The sequence below is a fragment of the Actinomycetospora sp. 2LY8.5 genome (assembly GCF_057180585.1).
The window spans coordinates 84597-104891 of sequence record NZ_JBXUHE010000004.1; the positions used below are offsets into that span (position 1 = coordinate 84597).

A 20295-nucleotide genomic window follows, 5' to 3' on the forward strand; every position below is an offset into this window, starting at 1 on the left:
GCGTACGCGACCCGGGGATCCATCGGGGTCAGCCCGGACGTCGGCGCCGGGGGCACCTACCATCGATGGATCAACTCCCCCATCACCGGATGACAGCAGCGAGGAGCGGGACACCCATGGCGCGCGACGGCGGTACGACCTTCGAGAAGCAGGTGCTCGAGGCGTCGGAGCGTCTGGGCGGCATTGCCGAGCGCACCCCGCTGCAGCGCAACCCCCGCCTGTCCGGCGCCACCGGCACCGAGGTCTGGTTCAAGCGCGAGGACCTCCAGGTCGGGCGCTCCTACAAGCTGCGCGGCGCCTACAACCTCATCAGCCAGCTCGACGACGAGTCCCGCGCCGCCGGCGTGGTGTGCGCGAGCGCCGGCAACCACGCCCAGGGTTTCGCGTTCGCCTGCGCGGCGCACCGCGTGCGCGGGCGGATCGTCATCCCGTCGACCACCCCGCGCCAGAAGCGCGAGCGGATCGTCGCCCTCGGCGGCGACATGATCGACCTGGTGGTCGACGGCGACACCTACGACGAGTCGTCGGCGGCCGCGACGCGGTGGTCCGACGAGACCGGCGCGACGCTCGTCCCGGCCTTCGACGACACCCGCACCGTGGCCGGCCAGGCGACGGTCGTCGCCGAGATCGTCGAGCAGCTCGGCCAGGCGCCCGACACGATCGTCGTGCCCGTCGGCGGCGGCGGCCTGCTCGCCGGCACGGCCACCTGGCTGCAGGCGACCCACCCGCGCACCCGCGTGATCGGCGTCGAACCCGCCGGCGCGCGCAACGTCGCCGCCGCCCTGCACGCCGGCAGCCCCGTGATGCTCGACGAGCACGGCTTCGACCGCTTCGTGGACGGCGCCGCGGTGCGCAAGGCGGGTGCGGTGACCTACCCGCTGATCCGCCGCTCCGGCGCCGAGCTCGTCGCCGTCGACGAGGGCCTGGTCTGCACCGAGATGCTCGCGCTGTACCAGACCGACGGCATCATCGCCGAGCCCGCGGGCGCGCTGGCCGGCGCCGCGATCCGCCCCGACGGGCCGGGCCTGGACCTCGTGTCGGGCGAGACCGTCGTCGTCGTCCTCTCCGGGGGCAACAACGACGTCTCCCGCTACGCCGAGGTCATCGAGCGCTCGCTGCGCTTCCAGGGCCTCAAGCACTACTTCCTCGTCGAGTTCCCCCAGGAGCCCGGCGCCCTGCGCCGCTTCCTCGACGAGGTGCTCGGCCCGGACGACGACGTCACGCGCTTCGAGTACGTCAAGAAGGACAACCGGGAGTCCGGCCCGGCGCTCGTCGGCGTCGAGATCGGGTCCCGCGACGACCTCGAGCCGCTGCTGGAGCGCATGGCCCGCTCGCCGCTGCAGATCGAGGCGCTCGAGCCGGGGTCGCCGGCGTTCCGCTTCCTCGTCTAGAGCCTCGAGAGGTCCAGCGCCCACCGCGTGGCGGGCGCCGACCACCCCGGTCCCTGGTAGGGCTCACCGTCGACGCGCCACCCGCGGTGGGCGTAAAACGCCTGCGCGCCCGTGTTCGCGGTGTAGACCCACAGCGTGGCCCGGGCGAACCCCGCCGCCGCGAGGTGCGCGACGCCCGCGTCGTGCAGCGCGCCGCCCGCGCCGGTCCCGATGACCGCAGGGTCCAGGTAGAGGGTGTAGAGCACCGCCGTGCCCTCGTCGGAGGGTTCCGGTTCGCGCGGCGGGCCGACGATGCAGTAGCCCCGGACGCGGTCCTGCTCGTCGTCGGCGACGAACACCGCCGTCGGCGCGGGCGCGGCGATCGACGCCCGGCGGACCTCGGCGATCTCGCCCGCGTCGAGGGCGTCGAGGCGCTCGTCGGCGACGATCCCGCGGTAGGTGTGTCGCCAGCCGGCGACGGTGATCTCGCCGATCCGGTCGGCGTCGGCCTCGACCGCGCGGCGAATGGTCCAGCGCACCCGGTCAGTCTCCGGCAACGGTGGCCCGGGCTGCCGTGACCCGCTCCGGCTCGGGCTCCGACCGGACGGGCGTGACGGCGATCGCCGCGAGCGGCGCGACGGCGGCCACGGCGAAGCCGACCGCATAGCTCGAGGCACCGATCAGCGCGCCCAGGGCCGGCGGTGCCACCGTGGCGACGATGTTCTGGGTGGTGTTCTGCACCCCGAGCGCCCGCCCGGACCAGCCGGGGCCTGCGATCTCGGCGGTGGCCGTGAACGCGAGGCCGTTGTCGGCAACGGTGATCACCGACCCGGCGGCGATCCCGGCGACGGCGATCAGCCCGAGCGTGAGGTCGCCGACCGCGAACACGAGCAGCACCGCGGCGCTCGCCACCGCGAGCCGGCGCATCGGGCGCAGCCGCGAGCCCACGCGGTCGGACCACCAGCCGCTCGCGATGCGCCCGCCCGCGCCGGCGATCTGCGCGCCGGCGACGAAGACGCCCGCCGCGCCCGGGGACCAGCCCTGCTCGCGCACCAGGTACTCCAGCGAGAACGCCGACACCGCGAACTGCGGGAGCACCAGCAGCGCGCTCGCCGCGTGCACGCGGGGCAGGAGGGGGGTGCGGTACGGCGACGCCGGCCGCGCCTCGCCCGGCGCCCGCGGGACGCGTGGCGGGTCGGCGGCGACGAGCACCACGATCACCGCGCACGCGAGGCAGGCGAGCGCGGGCCAGCCGAGGGCGGGCAGCGGGCCCTCGCGCGCCGCGAGCGTCGGCAGCACGAGCCCGGCCGCGGCCACGCCGAGCGGCTGGGCGGTCTGCCGGATGCCCATCGCGAGGCCGCGCTCGTCGACGTCGAACCAGCCCATGATCAGGCGCCCGCTCGCGGCGTTGACCGAGGCCGCGCCGAGGCCCGCGAGCACGAGCAGCGCGACGGTGGTGGTCAGCGACGGCGGGGCGAGCAGCGCGAGCGCGCCGGTGATCAGGCCGCAGGCGCCGAGCCCGACGGCCATCGGGAGGCGTTCGCCGACCCGGTCGACGACCGCGCCCCAGGCGATCAGCGCCATCAGCAGCCCGAGCGTGGGGGCGGCGACGACGATCCCGACCGCGGCGAGCGACAGGCCGCGCTCGTCGCGCAGGCTCGGCACGAGGAACGGCACGCCGTACACCACGGCCGACGCGGCCGTCTGCGCCGCGACGCCCGCGGCGAGGACGGCCCAGCGTCGACGGGATCGCACGGCTCCCTGTTCTACGCCTCCAGCGCCCACGTCGCAGGACGCTTGTCCCAGATGTTGGGAAGGATCAGCGTGACGTCAGTCCTACGAGCAGGTCGCCCCGGCGGTCGGCGTCCTCGGCCCGGGCGTGGTGCGACCACGCGACGAGTACCGCGACCACCGCGGCGAGCAGCGGCAGGTCGCCCAGCAGCCAGGCCAGGACGCCGGCGAGGTGCTGGTCGGCCAGCAGATCCGGGGCCCACGGCAGGCGCAGGCGCACGAAGAAGTCGTCGACGACGATCTGGCCGCTCCCCCCGTCGGCCGGGAGCACCGGGGTGCGCGACACCGGGTGGTCGGACGCGAGCAGCGCGAGCCCGACCAGCGCGTGCACCGGCATCGACGCCATGAGGAAGGTCAGGCGCGCGATCGGCGGCAGACCCGGACCGTCCGGCGGCCCGGCGACCAGCGGGCCGAGGAACAGCACCCCGACCAGCAGGAACCAGAGCGTCATCAGCGGCTGCAGCCAGCCCAGCGGCTGGGTCAGCGAGAACACCGGCGTCAGGTACAGCAGCGCGGGCGAGCCCACGACGAGCACGAGCGCCACCGCGGGATGGCTCGCGAACCGCAGCGTCGACGCGGCGAGCAGGTGCTCCAGCCACTGCTCCGGACCCTCCGGTGCCGGCCCCTCCGGCCCTCCGGGCGGCGCCTCGGGCAGCGTGCGCCGGGCCAGCACGATCGGCGCGCCGAGGCCCCAGAGCAGCGGGACGGCGGTGGCGACGAGCATGTGTCCCGCGATGTGGACGCTGAGCACCGCCGGGCCGTAGCGCCCCAGCCCCGACGAGGTCGCGACGACGAGCAGTGCGCACCCCGCGAACCACGCGACCGACCGTCCCCGCGGCCAGCGCGCTCCCTCTCTCGCGAGTCGCCGCAGCCCGGCGGCGTAGAGCCCGGCGAGGACGACGGCCAGGATCGATGTGGTGAGCTCGGGGCGCCACGACGTCGCGAGCACCGCGGGCGAGGGCGCCGCGGCGAGCCCGTAGCCGAGGAGCGCGGTCGGAGTGCTCGCTGCGCCGGGCGCCTGCACCGGCGGCACCGCGCGGGTCGCGACGGCGGACAGGCCCACCACGACGACGAGCACGGCGAGCTCGACGGCCCCGGTGGTGCGACCGCTGCGCCGTCGCCACAGCGCCCCGCCGGCGACGACCGTCAGGGCGGCGCCGAGCAGGACGAGGACCGTCCAGTCGACGCCCGCAGCCGGTCCGCCCGGCCCGCTCAGGGCCACGGTCGCGGCGACGGCGCCCGAAGCGACCGTGACGAGGCCCGCGGCGGTGCCGATCCGTCCGGCCCGCCACCACGCTCGCCGGTCGCCCCGGACCACCGTCAGCACCCCGAGCGTGCCCAGCCAGACCGCGGCGGCGACGACGTGGAACGCCGTGCTCGACAGGGCGAGGTCGCGACCGACGCCGTCGGCGGCGTGGCCGGTGGCCACCGGCACCAGCAGCGTCGCCACGGCCAGCACGAGCACCCCCGCGCCGCCGCTCCAGCGGCGCACCTCGCCGGCCGCCACGGCCGTCGCCCCGCCCAGCACGGCCGCGACCAGCCAGCCGACGGGCTCCCCGCGCGCGAGCATCGTCGTCACGAGATCGGGACCGAGCGGGACCCGCCCGCCCGTCGAGTCGGCCAGGGTCGCGGGCACCGAGAGCGCCGCACCGGCCGCGCCGACCCACGCCGCCCACCGCGCGATGCCCAGCGCGCGCCGCCCGGTCGGGCTGAAGGCGCTCGTGCCCGCAGGCGGCGTGGCGACCAGCAGGGCGACGAGCAGCCCGCCGAGCGTGGCCGCGCCGGCGAGGTCGACGACCGTGCGCAGCACCGGCACGAGGACGCGGACCTGCACGCCCGGGTCGGTCAGGCCCAGCTCCGGGTAGCCGACCGGTCCCCGGACCAGCACGGCCATGGCCGCGACGAGCAGGCCCCCGACCGCGGCGGCGCCGGCGAGCGCCGCGCCCCGTCTCACGGGTCGATCTCGCTCGGGTAGCGGGCCCGGTACTCGTCGAGGTGCTGGGACTTGCAGACGTGCTGTTCCTTCTCGTTCTGCGCCTGCCGCATGCACTCGTCGAGCGTGCGCACCCCACCGGTCTCCAGGTAGGTGACCGCGCCGGCCAGGGTGCTCCACTCCACGACGACCGCGATCGCGACGGCGACGACGCCCAGTGCGAGCCCGGCGAGCGGGCCGCGACGGGAGCCGTCCCGACCCCGCAGGCGCGCGAACGCGACCAGCGCGACGGCCACGGCGACCAGCCCCAGCGCGAGCCCGCCCCAACCCGTCCACGCGCTGACCAGCGCCATCACGCCCACGACGGGCGCCGTGGCGGCGATCCCGGGCCGGCGGCGCGGCGCGTCCTCCCTCGCCGCGGCGTCGGCGACCCGCGGCGCGTCCGGGGTCGCTGCGGGGTCCGGGGACACGGTCCGATCGTGGCAAGCCGCGGTCGCGGGCCTCGCCCCGGGGGTCGGCGGGGAGGCGGGTGCTCCGAGGAGAACGCTTCGGGAACCGAAGCGTCCTGCGGGCGGGTTCGGTGACGCGACCGGCCCTCTGGGCATGATCGACAGGCGTCGGCGCCTGTGGAAGGTGCCGGTCGCGGCGGTCAGCCGGGTGGTGCGAAGCCGCCGGCGGACGCGGCGGGGTCCGGGTCGTCACGACGCGCCGGGTCCGGTGTCGGGCCGGGCGCGGACGGCGCGAACGGCGCGAACGGCGCGAACGGCGACGTGGTGACCGGTGCGGGCGGGGCACCCGCCGGACCGGTCCACGGCGAGAACGGTGGGGCCGGTGCGCCTACCGGTGGCGAGGAATGTCCCCACGACGACCCGCCGAGCCGCTCGGTCTCACGACGCCGGCGCTCGCCCAGCACGGCGAGCAGGTAGGCCTCGGGCGGCGTGCCGGGGGGTGGGGGCGGGGCGACGCGGGCGGCGACGTCGGCGGCGAGCCGCGTCGCGAGCTGCGCGCGCATCGGGGCGGCGAGCTGCCCGGCGCGCACGAGGAACTGGCGGGCGGCGAGGGCGAGGTCGTCGGGGAGGTTCGCGAGCTCGCAGCGCTGCGCCCAGGCGGCGAGCGCGGGGTCGGCAGGCGGCAGGCCCGGCAGCCCGGTGCGCGGGAGCCGCTCGCGGACGACGATCGTGCCGGCGAGCAGGTCGCCGATGCGCTGACCGCGGGCCGTGCTCGCCGACACGACGATGCCGATCACGCCGGTGAAGAACGAGAGCAGCCCGAAGTCGACGATCAACCCGGCCAGCGCCCGGGCCAGGGCGTGGCGGAAGACGATCGGCCCGCCGTCGGTGCGGACCACCCGCAGGCCCATCGCGTACTTCCCCGGCGACCGCCCGCGGGTCAGCGTCTCCCAGAGCAGCGGGTAGCCGACGAACACCCCGACGGTGATCGCAAGGCCCACCGCGGCGGCCAGGGCGGTGTCGACGTCGGACCCGATCAGCTCGATCACGAGCAGGACCAGGAACAGCAGCGCCACCATGATCAGCGCGTCGAGGGCGAACGAGAGCGCCCGGCTGGGCAGGCGGGCGGTGCGTACGTCGAGCTCGACGGCCTCGCCGATCACGACCCGGTCCACGGGTGCCATCGTGCCAGCGCCTGTCGGGGGCCGGTGGGAGGATCGCGATCGTGGACGTCGACGCGTACGTGGCCGCGCACCGGCCCGAGTGGGACCGCCTGGCGGCCCTGCTCGACCGTCACCGGTGGACCGGTGCGGAGGTCGACGAGGCCGTGTCGCTCTACGAGCGCACGGCCACCCACCTGTCGGTGGTGCGCTCCACCTCGCCGGACCCGGCGCTGGTGGCACGGCTCTCGACGCTGGTCGCGCGCGCCCGCACCGCGATCACGGGGTCGACCACCGCGTCGTGGCGCGACCTCACCCGGTTCGCGACGGTCGGCTTCGCGGTGGCGCTCGCCGCGTCGTGGCGGTGGTGGTTCACCACGCTCACGGTGTGCTCGGTCGTCATGGTCGCCGTGGGCGTCTGGGTCGCCCGCTCCCCCGACGTCCAGGCCGCGCTGCTGCCCCCGGAGGAGACGCGGCGGCTGGTGGAGGAGGACTTCGCGTCGTACTACAGCTCGGACCCGGCGTCGTCGTTCGCGGCGCGGGTGTGGACCAACAACGCCTGGATCGCGGCGATCTGCCTCGTCACCGGCGTGCTGATCCTCCCGGTGCTCTGGGTGATGCTCCAGAACGTGGTCAACATCGGGGTCTCCGGCGGAATCCTCGCCGCCCACGGGCGCGCGGACCTCTTCTTCGGGCTCATCACGCCGCACGGGCTCCTCGAGCTCACCGCCCTGTTCGTCGCGGCCGGGGCGGGCCTACGGCTGGGGTGGTCGTGGATCGATCCGGGGCCGCTGTCGCGCACGGAGTCGCTCGCCCGCCAGGGCCGCACGACGGTCGGGATGGCGCTCGGCGTCGCCGTCCTGCTCGCGATCTCGGGGGTGATCGAGGCGTTCGTGACGCCGTCGAGCCTACCGACCGCTGCCCGGGTCGGCATCGGGGTGCTCGCCGAGGCCGCGTTCGTCACCTACGTGCTGTGGGGTGCGGTGCTGGTCCGGCGTCACGGCGCGACGGCGCCGGCACTCGCCGACCTCGCCGCCGACCGGCGGGGTGCCGTGCTCCCGGCGGCGGGCTAGCCATGACGACGGTCCCCGACGACCTGCTCGTCGGCCTGCGCCGGGCCCGCGACCGGATCGACCGCCACTACCCCGAGCCGCTCGACCTCGACGCCCTCGCCGCGACGGCGGGTCTGTCGAAGTACCACTTCCTGCGCTGCTTCGCCCGCACCTACGCCCGCACCCCGCACGCGTACCTCACCGAGCGCCGGATCGAGCGTGCCCAGGACCTGCTGCGCGCCACCAACCTCACCGTCACCGAGGTGTGCTGGCTCGTCGGCTACTCGGGGCTCGGGTCGTTCTCGACGCTGTTCCGGCGGCTCGTCGGCTGCAGCCCGTCGGAGTACCAGGCGCGCTGGGCGCACTCCGGCCCGCCGCCCATCCCGGGGTGCTTTGTGATGATGCACGGGTTGTCCGACCGTGCAGCGCAGCGGAGCCGGTCCACCGATGCCGACCGAGCAATTCCGGAGAAGGCCCGGGCCGAGCCCGCTCGAGGAGAATCCCCCGCATGATCACCAACATCTCGCTGGTCACGATCTACGTCACCGACCAGGACGAGGCCAAGAGGTTCTACTGCGACGTCCTGGGGTTCGTGGAGGGCACCGACGTCAGCATGGGTGAGGGCTTCCGCTGGGTGACCGTGAAGCTCCCCGACCACCCGGAGCTCGAGGTGACGCTGATGCTGCCCGGGCCGCCGCTCAACGAGGAGATGGCCGGCGCCGTCCGTCGCGCGCTCGCGAGCGGGACGATGGGCGGGTTCGGGCTCACCACCGACGACTGCCGCGCCGAGTACGAGCGCCTCGCGAAGCTCGGCGTCGAGTTCACCCAGGAGCCCTCGGAGCGCCCCTACGGCGTCGAGGCCGTCATGCGCGACAACTCCGGCAACTGGCTCGTGCTCGTCGAGCCCCGCCCGTTCAGCCCGGACGACTTCAGCTGAGTGGACGCCGCCTGACACGCTGTGGCCCGTGGACGCACAGGCGGAGCAGACCGCGGCCTGGAACGGCGCCGGCGGCGACGCGTGGGTACGCCTGCAGCCCGTCCTCGACGCGATGTACTCCCCGATCGAGGAGCTCCTCGTCGACCGGGTGGCGGCGGCCGTGGGAAGCTCCTCGCCGACCGTGATCGACGTGGGCTGCGGGACCGGCGCGACCACCCTGGCGCTCGCGCGCCGCCTCGGCCCGGAGGCGCAGTGCCTGGGCGTCGACCTGTCCGAGCCCATGGTCGCGGTCGCCCGGACGCGCGACGCCGGCACGGCCGAGTTCGTCGTCGCCGACGCCGCCCGCCACCGGTTCGCCCCGGGGGCCGCGGACGTGATCGCCTCCCGGTTCGGGGTGATGTTCTTCGACGACCCGGTGGCGGCGTTCGCGAACCTGCGGGCCGCCGCCCGCCCCGGCGGGGCGCTGCGTGCCGTCGTCTGGCGCGGCGCCGAGGAGAACCCCTTCATGACGCGCGCCGGCGAGGCCGCCGCTCCCCTGCTCGACGTGCCGCCCTTCGTCCCCGACGCGCCCGGCCCGTTCGCCCTCGCCGACCCCGACCGGACCCTCGGTCTGCTCCGCGACGCGGGCTGGTCGACCGCGACGGCCGACCCGGTCGACCTCGTGTGCGCGCTCCCGGCGCACGCGCTGGACGCCTACCTCGGCGCGCTCGGACCGGTCGGTCGCCTGCTCGCCGGCGAGGACGACGCCACCCGGGCCCGCGTCGTCGATCACATCACGCCCGCGTTCGACGAGTTCCGCGCGGGCGGGGAGATCCGGTTCACCGCCGCGTGCTGGTTGCTGTGGGCCGAAGCGTGAGGCCTCAGAGCCGGCCGGCGGCCTTGAGCGCGAGGTACCGGTCGGCGACGGCCGGGGGCAGGTCGTCCGGGGCCGCGTCGACGATCTCGACCCCGCGGCGGGCCAGGCGCTCGGCGGTGCGGCGGCGGGCGTCGCGGGCGGCGCCGGCGGCGGCCGCGGTGTAGACGGCCTCGGCGTTCCCGCGACCGGCCGCCAGGGTCGCGAGCTCCGGGTCGGCGACGGCGGCGAGCAGCAGCGTGTGCCGGCGCAGCAGCGCGCCCAGCACCGGGTCGAGCCCCTCGGTCACCGCGGCCTCCTCGAGCCCGGTGATCAGCACGACGAGGCTGCGCCGCCCGGCCCGCGCCAGCGCCGCGGCGGCGAGCAGGCGCATGTCGGTCTCGACCAGTCGGGGCTCCAACGGAGCCATCGCGGTGACGAGCGCTGGCAGCAGGTCGCGCTCGGTCGCCCCGAGCACCGACGCCCGCACCTCGCGGTCGAGCGCGAGGAGGTCGACGCGGTCGCCGCCTCTGGAGGCGAGGGCGGCCAGGAGCAGCGCGGTGTCGAGGGCCGCGTCGAGCCGGGGCCCGTCCGAGCTCGTTCCAGCGCCGACGCGACCGGCGGCGCTGCGGCCGGTGTCGATGACGACGAGCACGTGCCGGTCGCGTTCCGGCCGCCAGGTGCGTACGACCAGGTCGTGCGAGCGCGCCGAAGCCCGCCAGTCGATCGAGCGCACGTCGTCGCCGGCGACGTACTCGCGCAGCGAGTCGAACTCGGTGCCCTGCCCCCGCACCTGGATGGCGCGCCGGCCGTCGAGCTCGCGCAGCCGGGCGAGCCGGGAGGGCAGGTGGCGGCGCGACCCGAACGCCGGCAGCACGCGCACGCGTGCCGGGACGTCCCGCCGGCCCTGCCGGGCGCCCAGCCCGAGCGGCCCGAGCGAGCGGACCGTCACCCGCACGGCGTCGCGATCGCCGCGGCGCGTCGGGGTCAGGGTGGAGACGACCCGGCGCCGCTCCCCCGCCGGCACGACGAGCCGGTGCCGCGACGGCACCGCGCCCGCAGAGGGCTCCCAGGCGTCCCGCAGCAGCAGCACCGCGCGGCGGCGGCCCGGGTTGGCGACCCGCAGCGCGACCTCGATCGACGTGCCGAGGCGCAGCGTGGTCACCGCGTCGGGGTCCTGCTCGCGGTCGAGGCGCAGGGAGCCGACCGGCACCGCGGCCAGCGCGTCGGCGCCCGCGGCGAGCGCCAGCACCCCGGACACCACGAGCACCCCGGTGCCCGACGGCCACGCCAGCCCGACGACCAGCGCGCCCAGGGCGACGAGGAGCGCGAAGCGCCCGGTGACGGCCATCGCCTACCGCGTCCTCACCGCGGGACCGGCACCGCGGCGAGCATCCCGGAGACGACGCCGTCGGCGGTCACGCCCTCGAGCTCGGCCTCCGCGCGCACCGCGACCCGATGGCGCAGGACCGGCAGCGCGAGGGCCTGCACGTCGTCCGGGGTCACGTATTCGCGGCCCGAGAGCCACGCCCAGCACCGGGCGGCGAGCAGCAGCGCGGTGGCCCCCCGCGGGGAGACGCCGAGGCGCAGCGACGGCGACGAGCGCGTGGCGCGGCAGAGATCCACGACGTAGGCGAGGAGCTCGGGCCGGGCGGTCACCCTGCTCACCGCGGCGCGCCCGGCCCGCAGGTGTTCCGGCCCGGCGACGGCGCGCACGCCCGCGGCGGCGAGGTCGCGGGGGTCGAAGCCCTCGGCGTGCCGGCCGAGCATGCGGATCTCGTCGTCGCGGGGTGGCAGGGGCAGGACCAGCTTGAGCAGGAACCGGTCGAGCTGGGCCTCGGGCAACGGGTAGGTGCCCTCGTACTCCACGGGGTTCTGGGTCGCGGCCACGACGAACGGGTCCGGCAACGGGCGCGGCGTCCCGTCCACCGAGACCTGGAACTCCTCCATCGCCTCCAGCAGCGACGCCTGGGTCTTCGGCGGGGTGCGGTTGATCTCGTCGGCGAGCAGCAGGTTGGTGAACACCGGGCCCGGGCGGAACGAGAACTCCGCGGTGCGGGAGTCGTAGACGAGCGAGCCGGTGACGTCGCCGGGCATGAGGTCGGGGGTGAACTGCACCCGGCGGTCCTCCAGCGACAGGGCCGCGGCGACCGCCCGGACCAGCAGCGTCTTCGCGACGCCGGGAACACCCTCGAGCAGCACGTGGCGGCGGCTGAGCAGCGCGATGACCAGGCCCGTCACGGCGGCGTCGTGGCCGACGACGGCCTTGGCGACCTCGCGGCGCAGGGCGAGCAGGGCCTCGCGGGCCTCGTCGCCGCTGACGCCGGCGTCGGTCGTCACCACCGTGGTGTCGGTGCCCTCGCTGCTGGTCACGTGGGCCATCCGATCATGCGTACCCCGTGGGCCCGTCGGCGGCCGTGTCACGGACGGCGCGGCGCAGCCCGTCGAGGTCGCCGGCCAGCGCGACCAGCGCGGGATCGTCCGGTGGTGCGGGGCCGTCGAGCAGGGCGCCGACCTCGTGGGCGGGACGCCCGGTGCGCGCGGCGACGGCGTCCACGACGGCCCCGGTGCCTTCGCGGCGCGGCACGCCGAGGCGGGCGGCGAGCTCCCGGTTCGCGTCGGCCCGCAACGCCGCGGCCGCCCGGTCGCGGGCCCCGGCGCGCCGGTAGAGCCGGGCCCGCCCCCGCACGGTCTCGCCGGCGGGGACGACGACGGGGAGGTCCTCGGTCACCACCGGCCCGAGCCGCCGGCCCCGCCACAGCGCGACGGCCAGCCCGGCGACCAGCAGCTGCAGCGGGCCCCAGATCCAGCCCTCGGGCAGCAGCTCGGAGGTGCTGCGCTCCTGGCCGGGCTCCGCCGGCGGCGGGACCGGCAGGTACCAGAGCACCTCGGGATGGGCGCCGAGCAGGTTGAGCCCGAGCGCGGCGTTGCCCCGCTCGTCGAGCGCGTCGTTGGTGAACGGGGTGGCGTCGCCGACGACGGTCACCGTCCGTCCTCGCTCGCGCACGCTCACGAGCGAGGCCGCACCGGCCGGCCCGTCGGTCGGGTAGCAGCGCTCCGCCGCGAGCCCGGGACCGATCCCGTAGGCGGCGCCGGCGAGGTCGACGGGCCCGGCCCGCACCGCGGCGGGCAGGGCGCACGCCGGCTCGGTGGGCTCGGGCAGCTCGATCAGCTCCGTGCGCACGCCCGGCGCGAGGGCGGTGAGCGAGCGCTCGTCGGGACGCACGAGCACGACGTCGGCGCCCGACGCGGCGAGGGCGTCGCGCTGTCGGGTGCTCATCCGCTCCGGGAAGGCCACCAACACCGTGCGCCCGGGCGCGGCGGTCGCGGGATCGAGGTCGTCGACCGCCCGGATCCGCACGCCCTGGTCCTCGAGCAGGTGGGCGAGGGCCATCGCGCCCTCGGGCGACGCACCCTCGGGACTCAGGTCGCCGATTCGCGGCGCGGCCGTGAGCAACGCCATCACGAGCGCGGCGCCGAGCACGAGCGCGCCGATCAGCACCGGCCCGCGCCAGCGCCTCCCCCTCGCAGCGAACGTGGCGTTCGCTGCTTCTACGCGCCGGAAGTCCCCGTTGATCACGTGGCGCTCACGGCCCGCGTCGCCGAGACGGCGGTGTCGATCTCGCGCAGGCGGACGTCGGTGCCGGCGTCGGCCGTGCGCCCGCCGTAGACCGTCTCGTCGAACCGGCGAGCGGCCTCGAGCAGGTCGTCCGCGACGGCGGGCAGCGCGCGCCCGCCCTCGCGTGCGGCGTCGCCGGCGGTGCGGCCCTGGCGGGGTTCCAGGATCGTGCGCTCCTCGAGCGACCGGACGATCGCACGCATCCGCTCGCGGACCGCGTCGTCGAACTCGCCCGCCCGGGCGTGCCCGTCGGCGAGGCGGCGGTGCTCGGCGGCGGTGCGCCCGGTCCCGCCCAGCACCGCGCCGGGAAGCGCCGCGGTGCGCGCGATCGGACCGAACCGGCGGCGCACCACGACGATCACGATGACGAGGAGCACCAGGAGCACGAGCAGTCCCCACCCGCCGCCGGGCGCGATGCCCGACGCGGCGCGCAGCACGTCCTCGAGCCGCTGGGCGATCCACCGAAGGATCACCTGCGCCGGATCGGGCGCCGCCTCCTGGTAGACCCGCCCGGAGAGCTCCTCGCGGGCCAGCTCGCGGGCGGGGTCCGCGCCGATGTCGATCGGCACGGCGCCGGGTGCGGGTGCCGGGTCGGCGGGCCACACCGGGATCATCGGCGGCCCGTCAGCGCGGCCCGACGGCGGCGCGCTGCAGCTCGATGTCGAAACCCTCGCGGCGCATGCGCTGGTCGACGTACAGCAGGCCGGTGACCCCGGACTGGAAGGGCGTCGTGACCGTGCTCGCGATGATCGATCCCAGCGACGTCAGGACCAGCACCGAGACCGGCATGGTCCCCGCGCCCGCCAAGCCGCCGGCGCCACCGCCGAACGCGGCCAGGCCGCCCGCGACGGAGAACGGCACGGCGATGACCGCGGCCACGACGAGGGCGATGATTGCGCCGAGCAGCTGGATGCCCAGCACCGGCCACCAGCGTCCCTTGACGAGGAACCACGACCGACGCAGCGCCTCGGTGACGCCGACGCCCTCGAGGACGTAGGCGGGCGCGGCCAGGGAGAGCGAGACCCCGACCCAGATCATGACGACGACCGCCGCGAGCACCCCGAGGCCGATGATCGCGCCGCCGAGCGTGCCGTCCACCAGCAGGAGCAGGAGACCGGGAATCGCGCCCACGAGCAGGATGCCGATCGCGATCAGCGCGATGAGCAGCGACAGCCCGATGATGCCGAGGATCCGTGGCTGCGCAGCGCGCCAGGTCTCGTTGGCGTCGACCGGGGCGCCGAGCACCGAGCGGCTGATGACCACCATGAGGATGCCGGTGAGCACCGACGTCGCGACGAGGGTGATCACCCCGGAGACGAAGGACGACGCCCCCGTGCCGGCGACCTGACCGGTGAGCCGGGAGAGATCCGGTGTGGCGCCGAGCGATGTCGGCGACGCGGTCGGGATGAGCAGCGTCATCACGAGCTGGGCCAGCACACTGATCACCGAGACGACCGCGGACCAGCCGAGCACGATCTTCGGGTGCGCGCGGATGTAGCCGAGCGCGCCGTCGAGGCTCTCGCCGAGCCCCAGCGGGCGCAGCGGCACGATGCCGGGCTTCGGCGCGCGCGGCGGCATCCCGCCGACTCCGGGCTGGCCGACTCCGGGCTGGCCGACTCCGGGCTGGCCGAATCCGGGCTGGCCCGGGCCGGGCTGGCCGTACCCCGGTTGCCCGTACCCGGGTTGCTGGCCGTACCCCGGTTGCCCGTACCCGGGTTGCTGGCCGTACCCCGGTTGCCCGTACCCGGGTTGCTGCCCGTACCCCGGTTGCCCGTACCCGGGTGGCTGCCCGTACCCCGGTTGCCCGTACCCGGGTGGCTGGCCGTACCCGGGTTGCTGGCCGTACCCCGGAGCCTGCCCGTAGGCCGGCTGCTGACCGGGTGTGGTGCCAGGCTGAGCGAACCCCGACGGGCCGCCGGCGGTGGGCTGGTCACCGCCGCCGCCACCACCGCCACCGCCCGGATCCCAGGCCGGGACCGAGGACCCGCCGGGCGTGCCGCGCGGCGGGGTGGACTCGGCCGTCCCGCCGTTCTCGCCGCCCGAGGCATCGGACGATCCGGAGGACCCGGACGTGCCGGACGTCTCGTCGGACGGCTGGTCGGACGGCTGGTCGGACGACGGCGGACCACTCACCTGGGCACGCTCCCCTCTCCGCGCCGGTGACTCCCCCGCGCCGGAGGAGATGACGCCGAGATCGTGCCACGCGTACGTGCACGGCACGCGTGAATGTGCGTCACCGTGTGTCTGCCACCATCCCCGGGTGGCCCTGCACTCCGCGATGTGGCGACGGCTCGACATCTCCGACGGTCTGGCCCACGGCGCCCTCTCCGACTACACCCCGGACGCGACGCACCCGGACGGTGCGCACCTGCTCGACGGCTCGGGGGTCGTGCGTGACGATGCCGGCGTGTGGTCGCTGCGGTATTCCGTGATCGCCGACAGGGCGTGGCTCACCCGGACCGTGTTCGTCGAGGTCCTCTCCGACGACGGGCTCGAGCGGGTGACACTGGAGGTCGACCACCTCGGTGAGTGGTCCCTCGACGGGCGGCCCTGGCCGGACCTGCGCGGGTGCACCGACGTCGACGTCTCGGCCTCGCCGCTGACGAACACGCTGCCCGTGCGCCGGCTGGACCTGCCGGTGGGCGGTGAGGCGGCGATCGACGTGGCCTGGCTCGACGTGCCCTCGCTCGCGCTGCACCGCGTGCGCCAGATCTATCGCCGGGGCCACGACGACGCCCGCGGCCTCGCGACCTACACCTACGCCGACCCGACCTACGGCGAGTTCGGCGTCACCGTCGACCCGGTGGGCATGGTCGTCGCGTATCAGGGCCTGTTCGCGCGGGTCGCCTGAGTACGCTCGCCGGAACACGCCGAGCAAGGACGACAGGAGCACACGACCGTGGCAGCGCTGCGCCTGACGTCCGGCCGCGGGCGCTGGTACCTGCTGGCCGCGGTGCTGCTCGCGCTGGCCGTCGTCGCCCTCACCGTCCCGCTGCCCACACCGCTCGAGCTGCGCGACCGCGTCGCGGCGCTCGGGGCGTGGGCTCCGCTGGCGTTCCTCGGGGTGCACGTCGTCGTGACGACGGCGCCGGTGCCCCGAACGGCGTTCTCTGTCTGCGCGGGCCTGCTCTTCGGTCCCTGGCCGGGTCTGGTGCTGTGCCTGACCGCGAGCGTCGTGTCGGCCGCCACGGGGTTCGCGATCTCGCGGCGTCTCGGGGGTCGCGCGGTGCGGCGCCTCGGGCCGGGGCGGGTGCGCGTGCTCGAGGAGCGGCTGAGCTCGCGCGGTCTGCTCGCGGTGATCTCGGTGCGCTTCGTGCCGTTCATCCCGTTCGCCCCGCTGAACTACACGTTCGGGGTGACGAGCGTGCGGTGGCGGCACTACCTCGCCGGCACGGCGATCGGGCTGGTGCCCGGGACCGCGGCGGTGGTGCTGTTCGGCGACGCGGTCACCGGTTCGCTCTCGCCGGGGATGCTCGCGATCTTCCTGGTCAGCGGCGCGCTCGGGCTGATCGGCGTCGCGTTCTGCGCGCGCACCCCGGCGCCGGGGAGCTGACTACTCGCCCGGGGCGGGCGCGGGCTCGGGCTCGGCCGGGTCCACGCTGGTCCGCGGGCCCGGCGTCGGCTCGACCGGCTCGGCGGGCGGGGCGGGAGCGGGCGTGATCACGCCGGGCTGCGGCGCGGGACCGGGCGGCGGGAACCCCTCGGTGGAGTAGTCGTCCGGGCTCGACGGCGACCCCGGGGCCGGCTCGGCGGGGAACACGCACGCGCTCAGGGCCACGCCTGCGGCGAGCAGCACGCCCACCAGCGCCGCCGTGCGCCCGGCCGTCCGTCGGTTCGCCACTGCAGGTCCTCCCCGGTCTCCCACCGGTCCTCCGCCGGCGGCGCGCAGACGGTATCGCGTCGCCGTCCCCCTCGCCGTCCCCCTCACCGTCCTCGGCCCGTGTGAGCGATCACTGGTGCTTGTCGGCCCGGAGCTCGCTCACGGAGAACGGCGCGCCAGCACCCCGCGGGGGCGGATCGAGCGCATCGGTTCGGGGGCGGCGCCCTCCTCGCGCAGGACGTCGTTGGCGGCGGTGACCGCGGTGACCGCCGCGCGCTCCATGAGCGCCGAGGGCACGTCGCTCGCGACCCAGTCACCGGCCAGGCGCAGCCCGCGCGCGTCGGTGAGCACGCCGGGGCGGACCAGGTGGTAGCCGGGGTCGAAGCCGGGGGCGTTGGTGTACCGGTGCGCGTCGACGTCGATCACCCGCAGGTCCGCGGCCTCGGGCCACAGCGCCGCGAGCTCCTCGCGCATCGTCGCCACCAGGTCGTCGACCGACTCCCCGGGCGGGCAGGCGTACGAGTGCAGCTCCACCACCGAGCGCCCGGCGCCCGCCCAGCGCGCCGATCCGCCCTCGAGCCGGTGGAACAACGTCACCGAATCGAGGATGCGCTCGCGGGTGACGCCGGTGAACACCGCCCGCCCGGGGTCGACGTCGCCCTCGCAGAACAGGCGCGCGACGACGTAGGGCTCTCCGCCGGGCAGCGCCGCGATCCGCCGCGCGAGCCCGGGTGCCGAGGCGATCAGCTCCGGCGAGGCGGCGACGAGCTCCCGGCTGGCGGGGACGTCGGTGGCCACCACCAGGTGGCGGGCGTGGCGGGCGGGCTCGCGCTCGACGTCGACCACCCAGCCCCGCGCCCCGTCCGGGCGCAGCGAGACCGCCCGCGCGCCGGTCGTCACCGTCGCGCCGTGCTTCTCGAGCAGCCGGGTGAACGGCTCCCACAGCGAGGTCCGGTAGTCCTCGGTCGGGGCGTCCATCCCCAGGCCCTCGGGGTTGGCGGTGAAGTAGAAGTGGCACATGGCCAGGAACTCCGCCGCCGAGTACCGCTGCTCGAGGTTGAAGAACGAGTGCGCGAAGACCTCGAAGAACATCGCGCGGCCGCGGTCGGAGAAGCCCAGACCGTCGAGCAGCTCGGCGGCGCTGCGGTGGTCGTGCTCGGCGAACGTGCGTACCGGGTCGTAGCGCAGCATCGCCAGCGCCTCGTCGGCGTCGACGTGGCGCAGCTCGCGCAGCCGGAAGCTGGGGCTGCGCAGCACCAGCGCGACGAGGTTGAGCAGCGGCGTGCGGGGCAGCGCCGTGAAGTCCTCGGACTCCCAGCCCACCGACGGCCGGCTCGCGATCGGGTAGCCGCCGACGTCGCGCAGGAAGGCGAGCTCGGGGTCGAGGCGACGCAGGACGTCGCGCAGGGTGTAGTACTGCCGGAAGAAACCGTGGTAGCCGTGCTCGACGACCACCTCGGAGCCGTCGGCGAGCCGCTTGTCCCGGGTGCCGAGGCGCCCTCCCAGGTGCGGCGCGGCCTCGAGCAGCTCGACCCGGACGCCGCGCTCGGCGAGGACCAGGGCGGCGCTGACCCCCGCGATCCCGCCGCCGACGACCACGGCCGTGGCGTCCGGCCCGACACGGTGCGGGAGGTCGGGGCGGGCGGGGACGTGCTGATGCAGGGTGCGGGGGCCGGGCACGGACGCCGACCCTAGCCGCGCGACGCGGTCCGGTCCGTACGAGCGGATCGCGTCCGGGAGCGTCGCTGCTCCCGGCACGGCACGGCACGCCGTGCACGCGTAGCGACACCGGTACCAGGGCACTCCGCCGTCCGACCGGCCCCGCGCGACGGGGCCGCCGACGGGAGGGGACCCATGGCCGAGACCGACCGCGAACGCCGAGTGATCGACGAGGTCACCAAGGGCCTGATCATCGGCGGGTCGGTGCGCGACGCGACCGACGGGAGGACGTTCGGCGTGGAGGACCCGGCGACCGGCGAGCTCCTCTGCGAGGTCGCCGATGCCTCCCCGGCCGACGGAATGCTCGCCCTCGACGCCGCGGCCGCCGCGCAGGCCTCCTGGGCGGCGACCGCCCCGCGGGAGCGCGGCGAGATCCTGCGGCGCGCCTTCGAGCTGGTCACCGCGCGCGCCGAGGACATCGCCCTGCTCATGACCCTCGAGATGGGCAAGCCGCTCGCCGAGTCGAAGGCCGAGATCACCTACGCCGCCGAGTTCTTCCGCTGGTTCTCCGAGGAGGCCGTGCGGATCTCCGGCGAGTGGAAGGTCGACGCGAACGGTGCCGGCCGCGTGCTGGTGACCCGCCAGCCGATCGGGCCGTGCCTGCTGATCACGCCGTGGAACTTCCCGCTGGCGATGGGCACCCGCAAGATCGGGCCGGCGATCGCGGCGGGCTGCACGATGGTGATCAAGCCGGCCGGGCTCACGCCGCTGACGATCCTCGAGCTCGCCGACATCCTCGCCGAGGCCGGGCTGCCCGACGGCGTGCTCAACGTCGTCACGACCTCCTCGACCGGCCGGGTCATGGAGCCGCTGATCCGTGACGGGCGCATCCGCAAGCTCTCGTTCACCGGCTCCACCGAGGTCGGCCGCAAGCTGATCGAGCAGTCCGCGGAGCAGGTGCTGAAGACCTCGATGGAGCTCGGCGGCAACGCACCGTTCGTCGTGTGCGCCGACGCCGACGTCGACGAGGCCGTCCAGGGCGCGATGCTCGCCAAGATGCGCAACATCGGCGAGGCCTGCACGGCCGCCAACCGCTTCTACGTGCACGCCGACGTGGCCGAGGAGTTCACCACGAAGCTCACCGAGCGGATGGGCGACATGACGATCGGCCGCGGCACCGAAGAGGGCGTGGAGGTCGGCCCGCTGGTGGAGGCCGACCAGCGCGACAAGGTCGCCGAGCTCGTCGACGACGCCGTGCAGAAGGGCGCCGTCGTGCGCACCGGCGGCGAGATCCCTTCGGGAGCGGGCTACTTCTACCCGCCGACGGTGCTCGCCGACGTCCCCACCTCGGCCCGCCTGGCCAAGGAGGAGATCTTCGGCCCGGTCGCGCCGATCTTCACGTTCACCGAGGACGACGACGCGATCCGCGCCGCCAACGACACCGAGTTCGGCCTGGTCAGCTACCTCTACACCAACGACCTGACGCGGGCGATCCGCCTCTCCGAGCGTCTCGAGGCCGGCATGGTCGGCCTCAACCAGGGCATGGTGTCCAACGCCGGCGCCCCGTTCGGCGGCATCAAGCAGTCGGGCCTGGGCCGCGAGGGCGGCAGCGTCGGCATCGACGAGTACCTGGAGATCAAGTACATCGCGATGAACGTCTGATGTGGGCGTCG

The 20295-nt window shown here is 75.7% G+C and carries 20 protein-coding genes; 8 read left to right on the forward strand and 12 right to left on the reverse strand.

Going from position 1 to position 20295, the window contains the following annotated elements:
* The first annotated feature begins 116 nt into the window (after nt 1-116).
* Nucleotides 117-1391, forward strand: a complete 1275-nt coding sequence (gene ilvA, locus AC2A1K_RS06795; RefSeq protein WP_483895557.1) for a threonine ammonia-lyase IlvA — start codon at nt 117-119, stop codon at nt 1389-1391.
* Here the strand turns inward: ilvA and AC2A1K_RS06800 are convergent.
* From AC2A1K_RS06800 to AC2A1K_RS06820, 5 genes are all read right to left on the reverse strand, one after another.
* Complete coding sequence (locus tag AC2A1K_RS06800) at nt 1388-1909, reverse strand: N-acetyltransferase family protein (RefSeq protein ID WP_483895558.1); 522 nt, start codon at nt 1907-1909, stop codon at nt 1388-1390. The genes ilvA and AC2A1K_RS06800 overlap by 4 nt on opposite strands.
* A gap of 4 nt (nt 1910-1913) precedes the next feature.
* On the reverse strand, nt 1914-3125 hold the full coding sequence (locus AC2A1K_RS06805) for an MFS transporter (protein WP_483895559.1): 1212 nt from the start codon (nt 3123-3125) through the stop codon (nt 1914-1916).
* Between the two features lie 64 nt (nt 3126-3189).
* On the reverse strand, nt 3190-5115 hold the full coding sequence (locus AC2A1K_RS06810; protein ID WP_483895560.1) for a cytochrome c oxidase assembly protein: 1926 nt from the start codon (nt 5113-5115) through the stop codon (nt 3190-3192).
* The gene (locus AC2A1K_RS06815; protein WP_483895561.1) at nt 5112-5564 is read right to left on the reverse strand and encodes a hypothetical protein; all 453 of its coding nucleotides are present in this window, start codon (nt 5562-5564) and stop codon (nt 5112-5114) included. Before AC2A1K_RS06815 ends, AC2A1K_RS06810 begins: the two co-directional genes overlap by 4 nt.
* Nucleotides 5565-5743: 179 nt before the next feature.
* Nucleotides 5744-6718, reverse strand: a complete 975-nt coding sequence (locus tag AC2A1K_RS06820; RefSeq protein WP_483895562.1) for an RDD family protein — start codon at nt 6716-6718, stop codon at nt 5744-5746.
* Between the two features lie 50 nt (nt 6719-6768).
* Between AC2A1K_RS06820 and AC2A1K_RS06825 the strand changes: the two genes are divergently transcribed.
* From AC2A1K_RS06825 to AC2A1K_RS06840, 4 genes are read left to right on the forward strand one after another with little or no spacing between them, the layout of a single operon-like run.
* Nucleotides 6769-7776, forward strand: coding sequence for a stage II sporulation protein M (locus AC2A1K_RS06825; RefSeq protein ID WP_483895563.1), 1008 nt, complete (start codon nt 6769-6771; stop codon nt 7774-7776).
* 2 nt (nt 7777-7778) lie between these two features.
* Nucleotides 7779-8267 (forward strand): helix-turn-helix transcriptional regulator, encoded by a 489-nt coding sequence (locus AC2A1K_RS06830; RefSeq protein ID WP_483895564.1) that lies wholly within the window; start codon nt 7779-7781, stop codon nt 8265-8267.
* Entirely contained in the window at nt 8264-8692 is a 429-nt protein-coding gene (locus AC2A1K_RS06835; RefSeq protein ID WP_483895565.1) for a VOC family protein, read from the forward strand. Before AC2A1K_RS06830 ends, AC2A1K_RS06835 begins: the two co-directional genes overlap by 4 nt.
* Before the next feature lie 28 nt (nt 8693-8720).
* Complete coding sequence (locus tag AC2A1K_RS06840; protein WP_483895566.1) at nt 8721-9548, forward strand: class I SAM-dependent methyltransferase; 828 nt, start codon at nt 8721-8723, stop codon at nt 9546-9548.
* 4 nt (nt 9549-9552) lie between these two features.
* On the opposite strand, the gene AC2A1K_RS06845 is transcribed toward AC2A1K_RS06840, so the two are convergent.
* The 5 genes from AC2A1K_RS06845 to AC2A1K_RS06865 form a co-directional block, all read right to left on the reverse strand.
* Entirely contained in the window at nt 9553-10875 is a 1323-nt protein-coding gene (locus tag AC2A1K_RS06845; RefSeq protein WP_483895567.1) for a DUF58 domain-containing protein, read from the reverse strand.
* A gap of 14 nt (nt 10876-10889) precedes the next feature.
* Entirely contained in the window at nt 10890-11864 is a 975-nt protein-coding gene (locus AC2A1K_RS06850; RefSeq protein WP_483895858.1) for an AAA family ATPase, read from the reverse strand.
* Nucleotides 11865-11910: 46 nt separating this feature from the next.
* Nucleotides 11911-13026, reverse strand: a complete 1116-nt coding sequence (locus AC2A1K_RS06855; RefSeq protein ID WP_483895568.1) for a DUF4350 domain-containing protein — start codon at nt 13024-13026, stop codon at nt 11911-11913.
* 74 nt (nt 13027-13100) lie between these two features.
* Nucleotides 13101-13757: a DUF4129 domain-containing protein gene (locus AC2A1K_RS06860; protein ID WP_483895569.1), complete on the reverse strand. Its 657-nt coding sequence runs from the start codon at nt 13755-13757 to the stop codon at nt 13101-13103.
* Between the two features lie 10 nt (nt 13758-13767).
* Nucleotides 13768-15276, reverse strand: a complete 1509-nt coding sequence (locus AC2A1K_RS06865; RefSeq protein WP_483895570.1) for a DUF7847 domain-containing protein — start codon at nt 15274-15276, stop codon at nt 13768-13770.
* A gap of 127 nt (nt 15277-15403) precedes the next feature.
* Here AC2A1K_RS06865 and AC2A1K_RS06870 point away from each other — a divergent pair, with 127 nt between their 5' ends.
* Both AC2A1K_RS06870 and AC2A1K_RS06875 read left to right on the forward strand, forming a co-directional pair.
* Entirely contained in the window at nt 15404-15994 is a 591-nt protein-coding gene (locus AC2A1K_RS06870; protein WP_483895571.1) for a putative glycolipid-binding domain-containing protein, read from the forward strand.
* A 48-nt stretch (nt 15995-16042) separates the two neighbouring features.
* Entirely contained in the window at nt 16043-16696 is a 654-nt protein-coding gene (locus tag AC2A1K_RS06875) for a TVP38/TMEM64 family protein (protein WP_483895572.1), read from the forward strand.
* Here AC2A1K_RS06875 and AC2A1K_RS06880 read toward each other — a convergent pair whose 3' ends face one another.
* Both AC2A1K_RS06880 and AC2A1K_RS06885 read right to left on the reverse strand, forming a co-directional pair.
* A complete protein-coding gene (locus tag AC2A1K_RS06880) occupies nt 16697-16984 on the reverse strand; it encodes a hypothetical protein (protein ID WP_483895573.1) in 288 nt (95 codons plus the stop codon).
* Between the two features lie 138 nt (nt 16985-17122).
* Nucleotides 17123-18643, reverse strand: a complete 1521-nt coding sequence (locus AC2A1K_RS06885; protein ID WP_483895574.1) for an FAD-dependent oxidoreductase — start codon at nt 18641-18643, stop codon at nt 17123-17125.
* A 174-nt stretch (nt 18644-18817) separates the two neighbouring features.
* On the opposite strand from AC2A1K_RS06885, the gene AC2A1K_RS06890 reads away from it, so the two are divergent.
* Nucleotides 18818-20284, forward strand: a complete 1467-nt coding sequence (locus AC2A1K_RS06890) for an NAD-dependent succinate-semialdehyde dehydrogenase (RefSeq protein WP_483895575.1) — start codon at nt 18818-18820, stop codon at nt 20282-20284.
* The last annotated feature ends 11 nt before the right edge of the window (nt 20285-20295 follow it).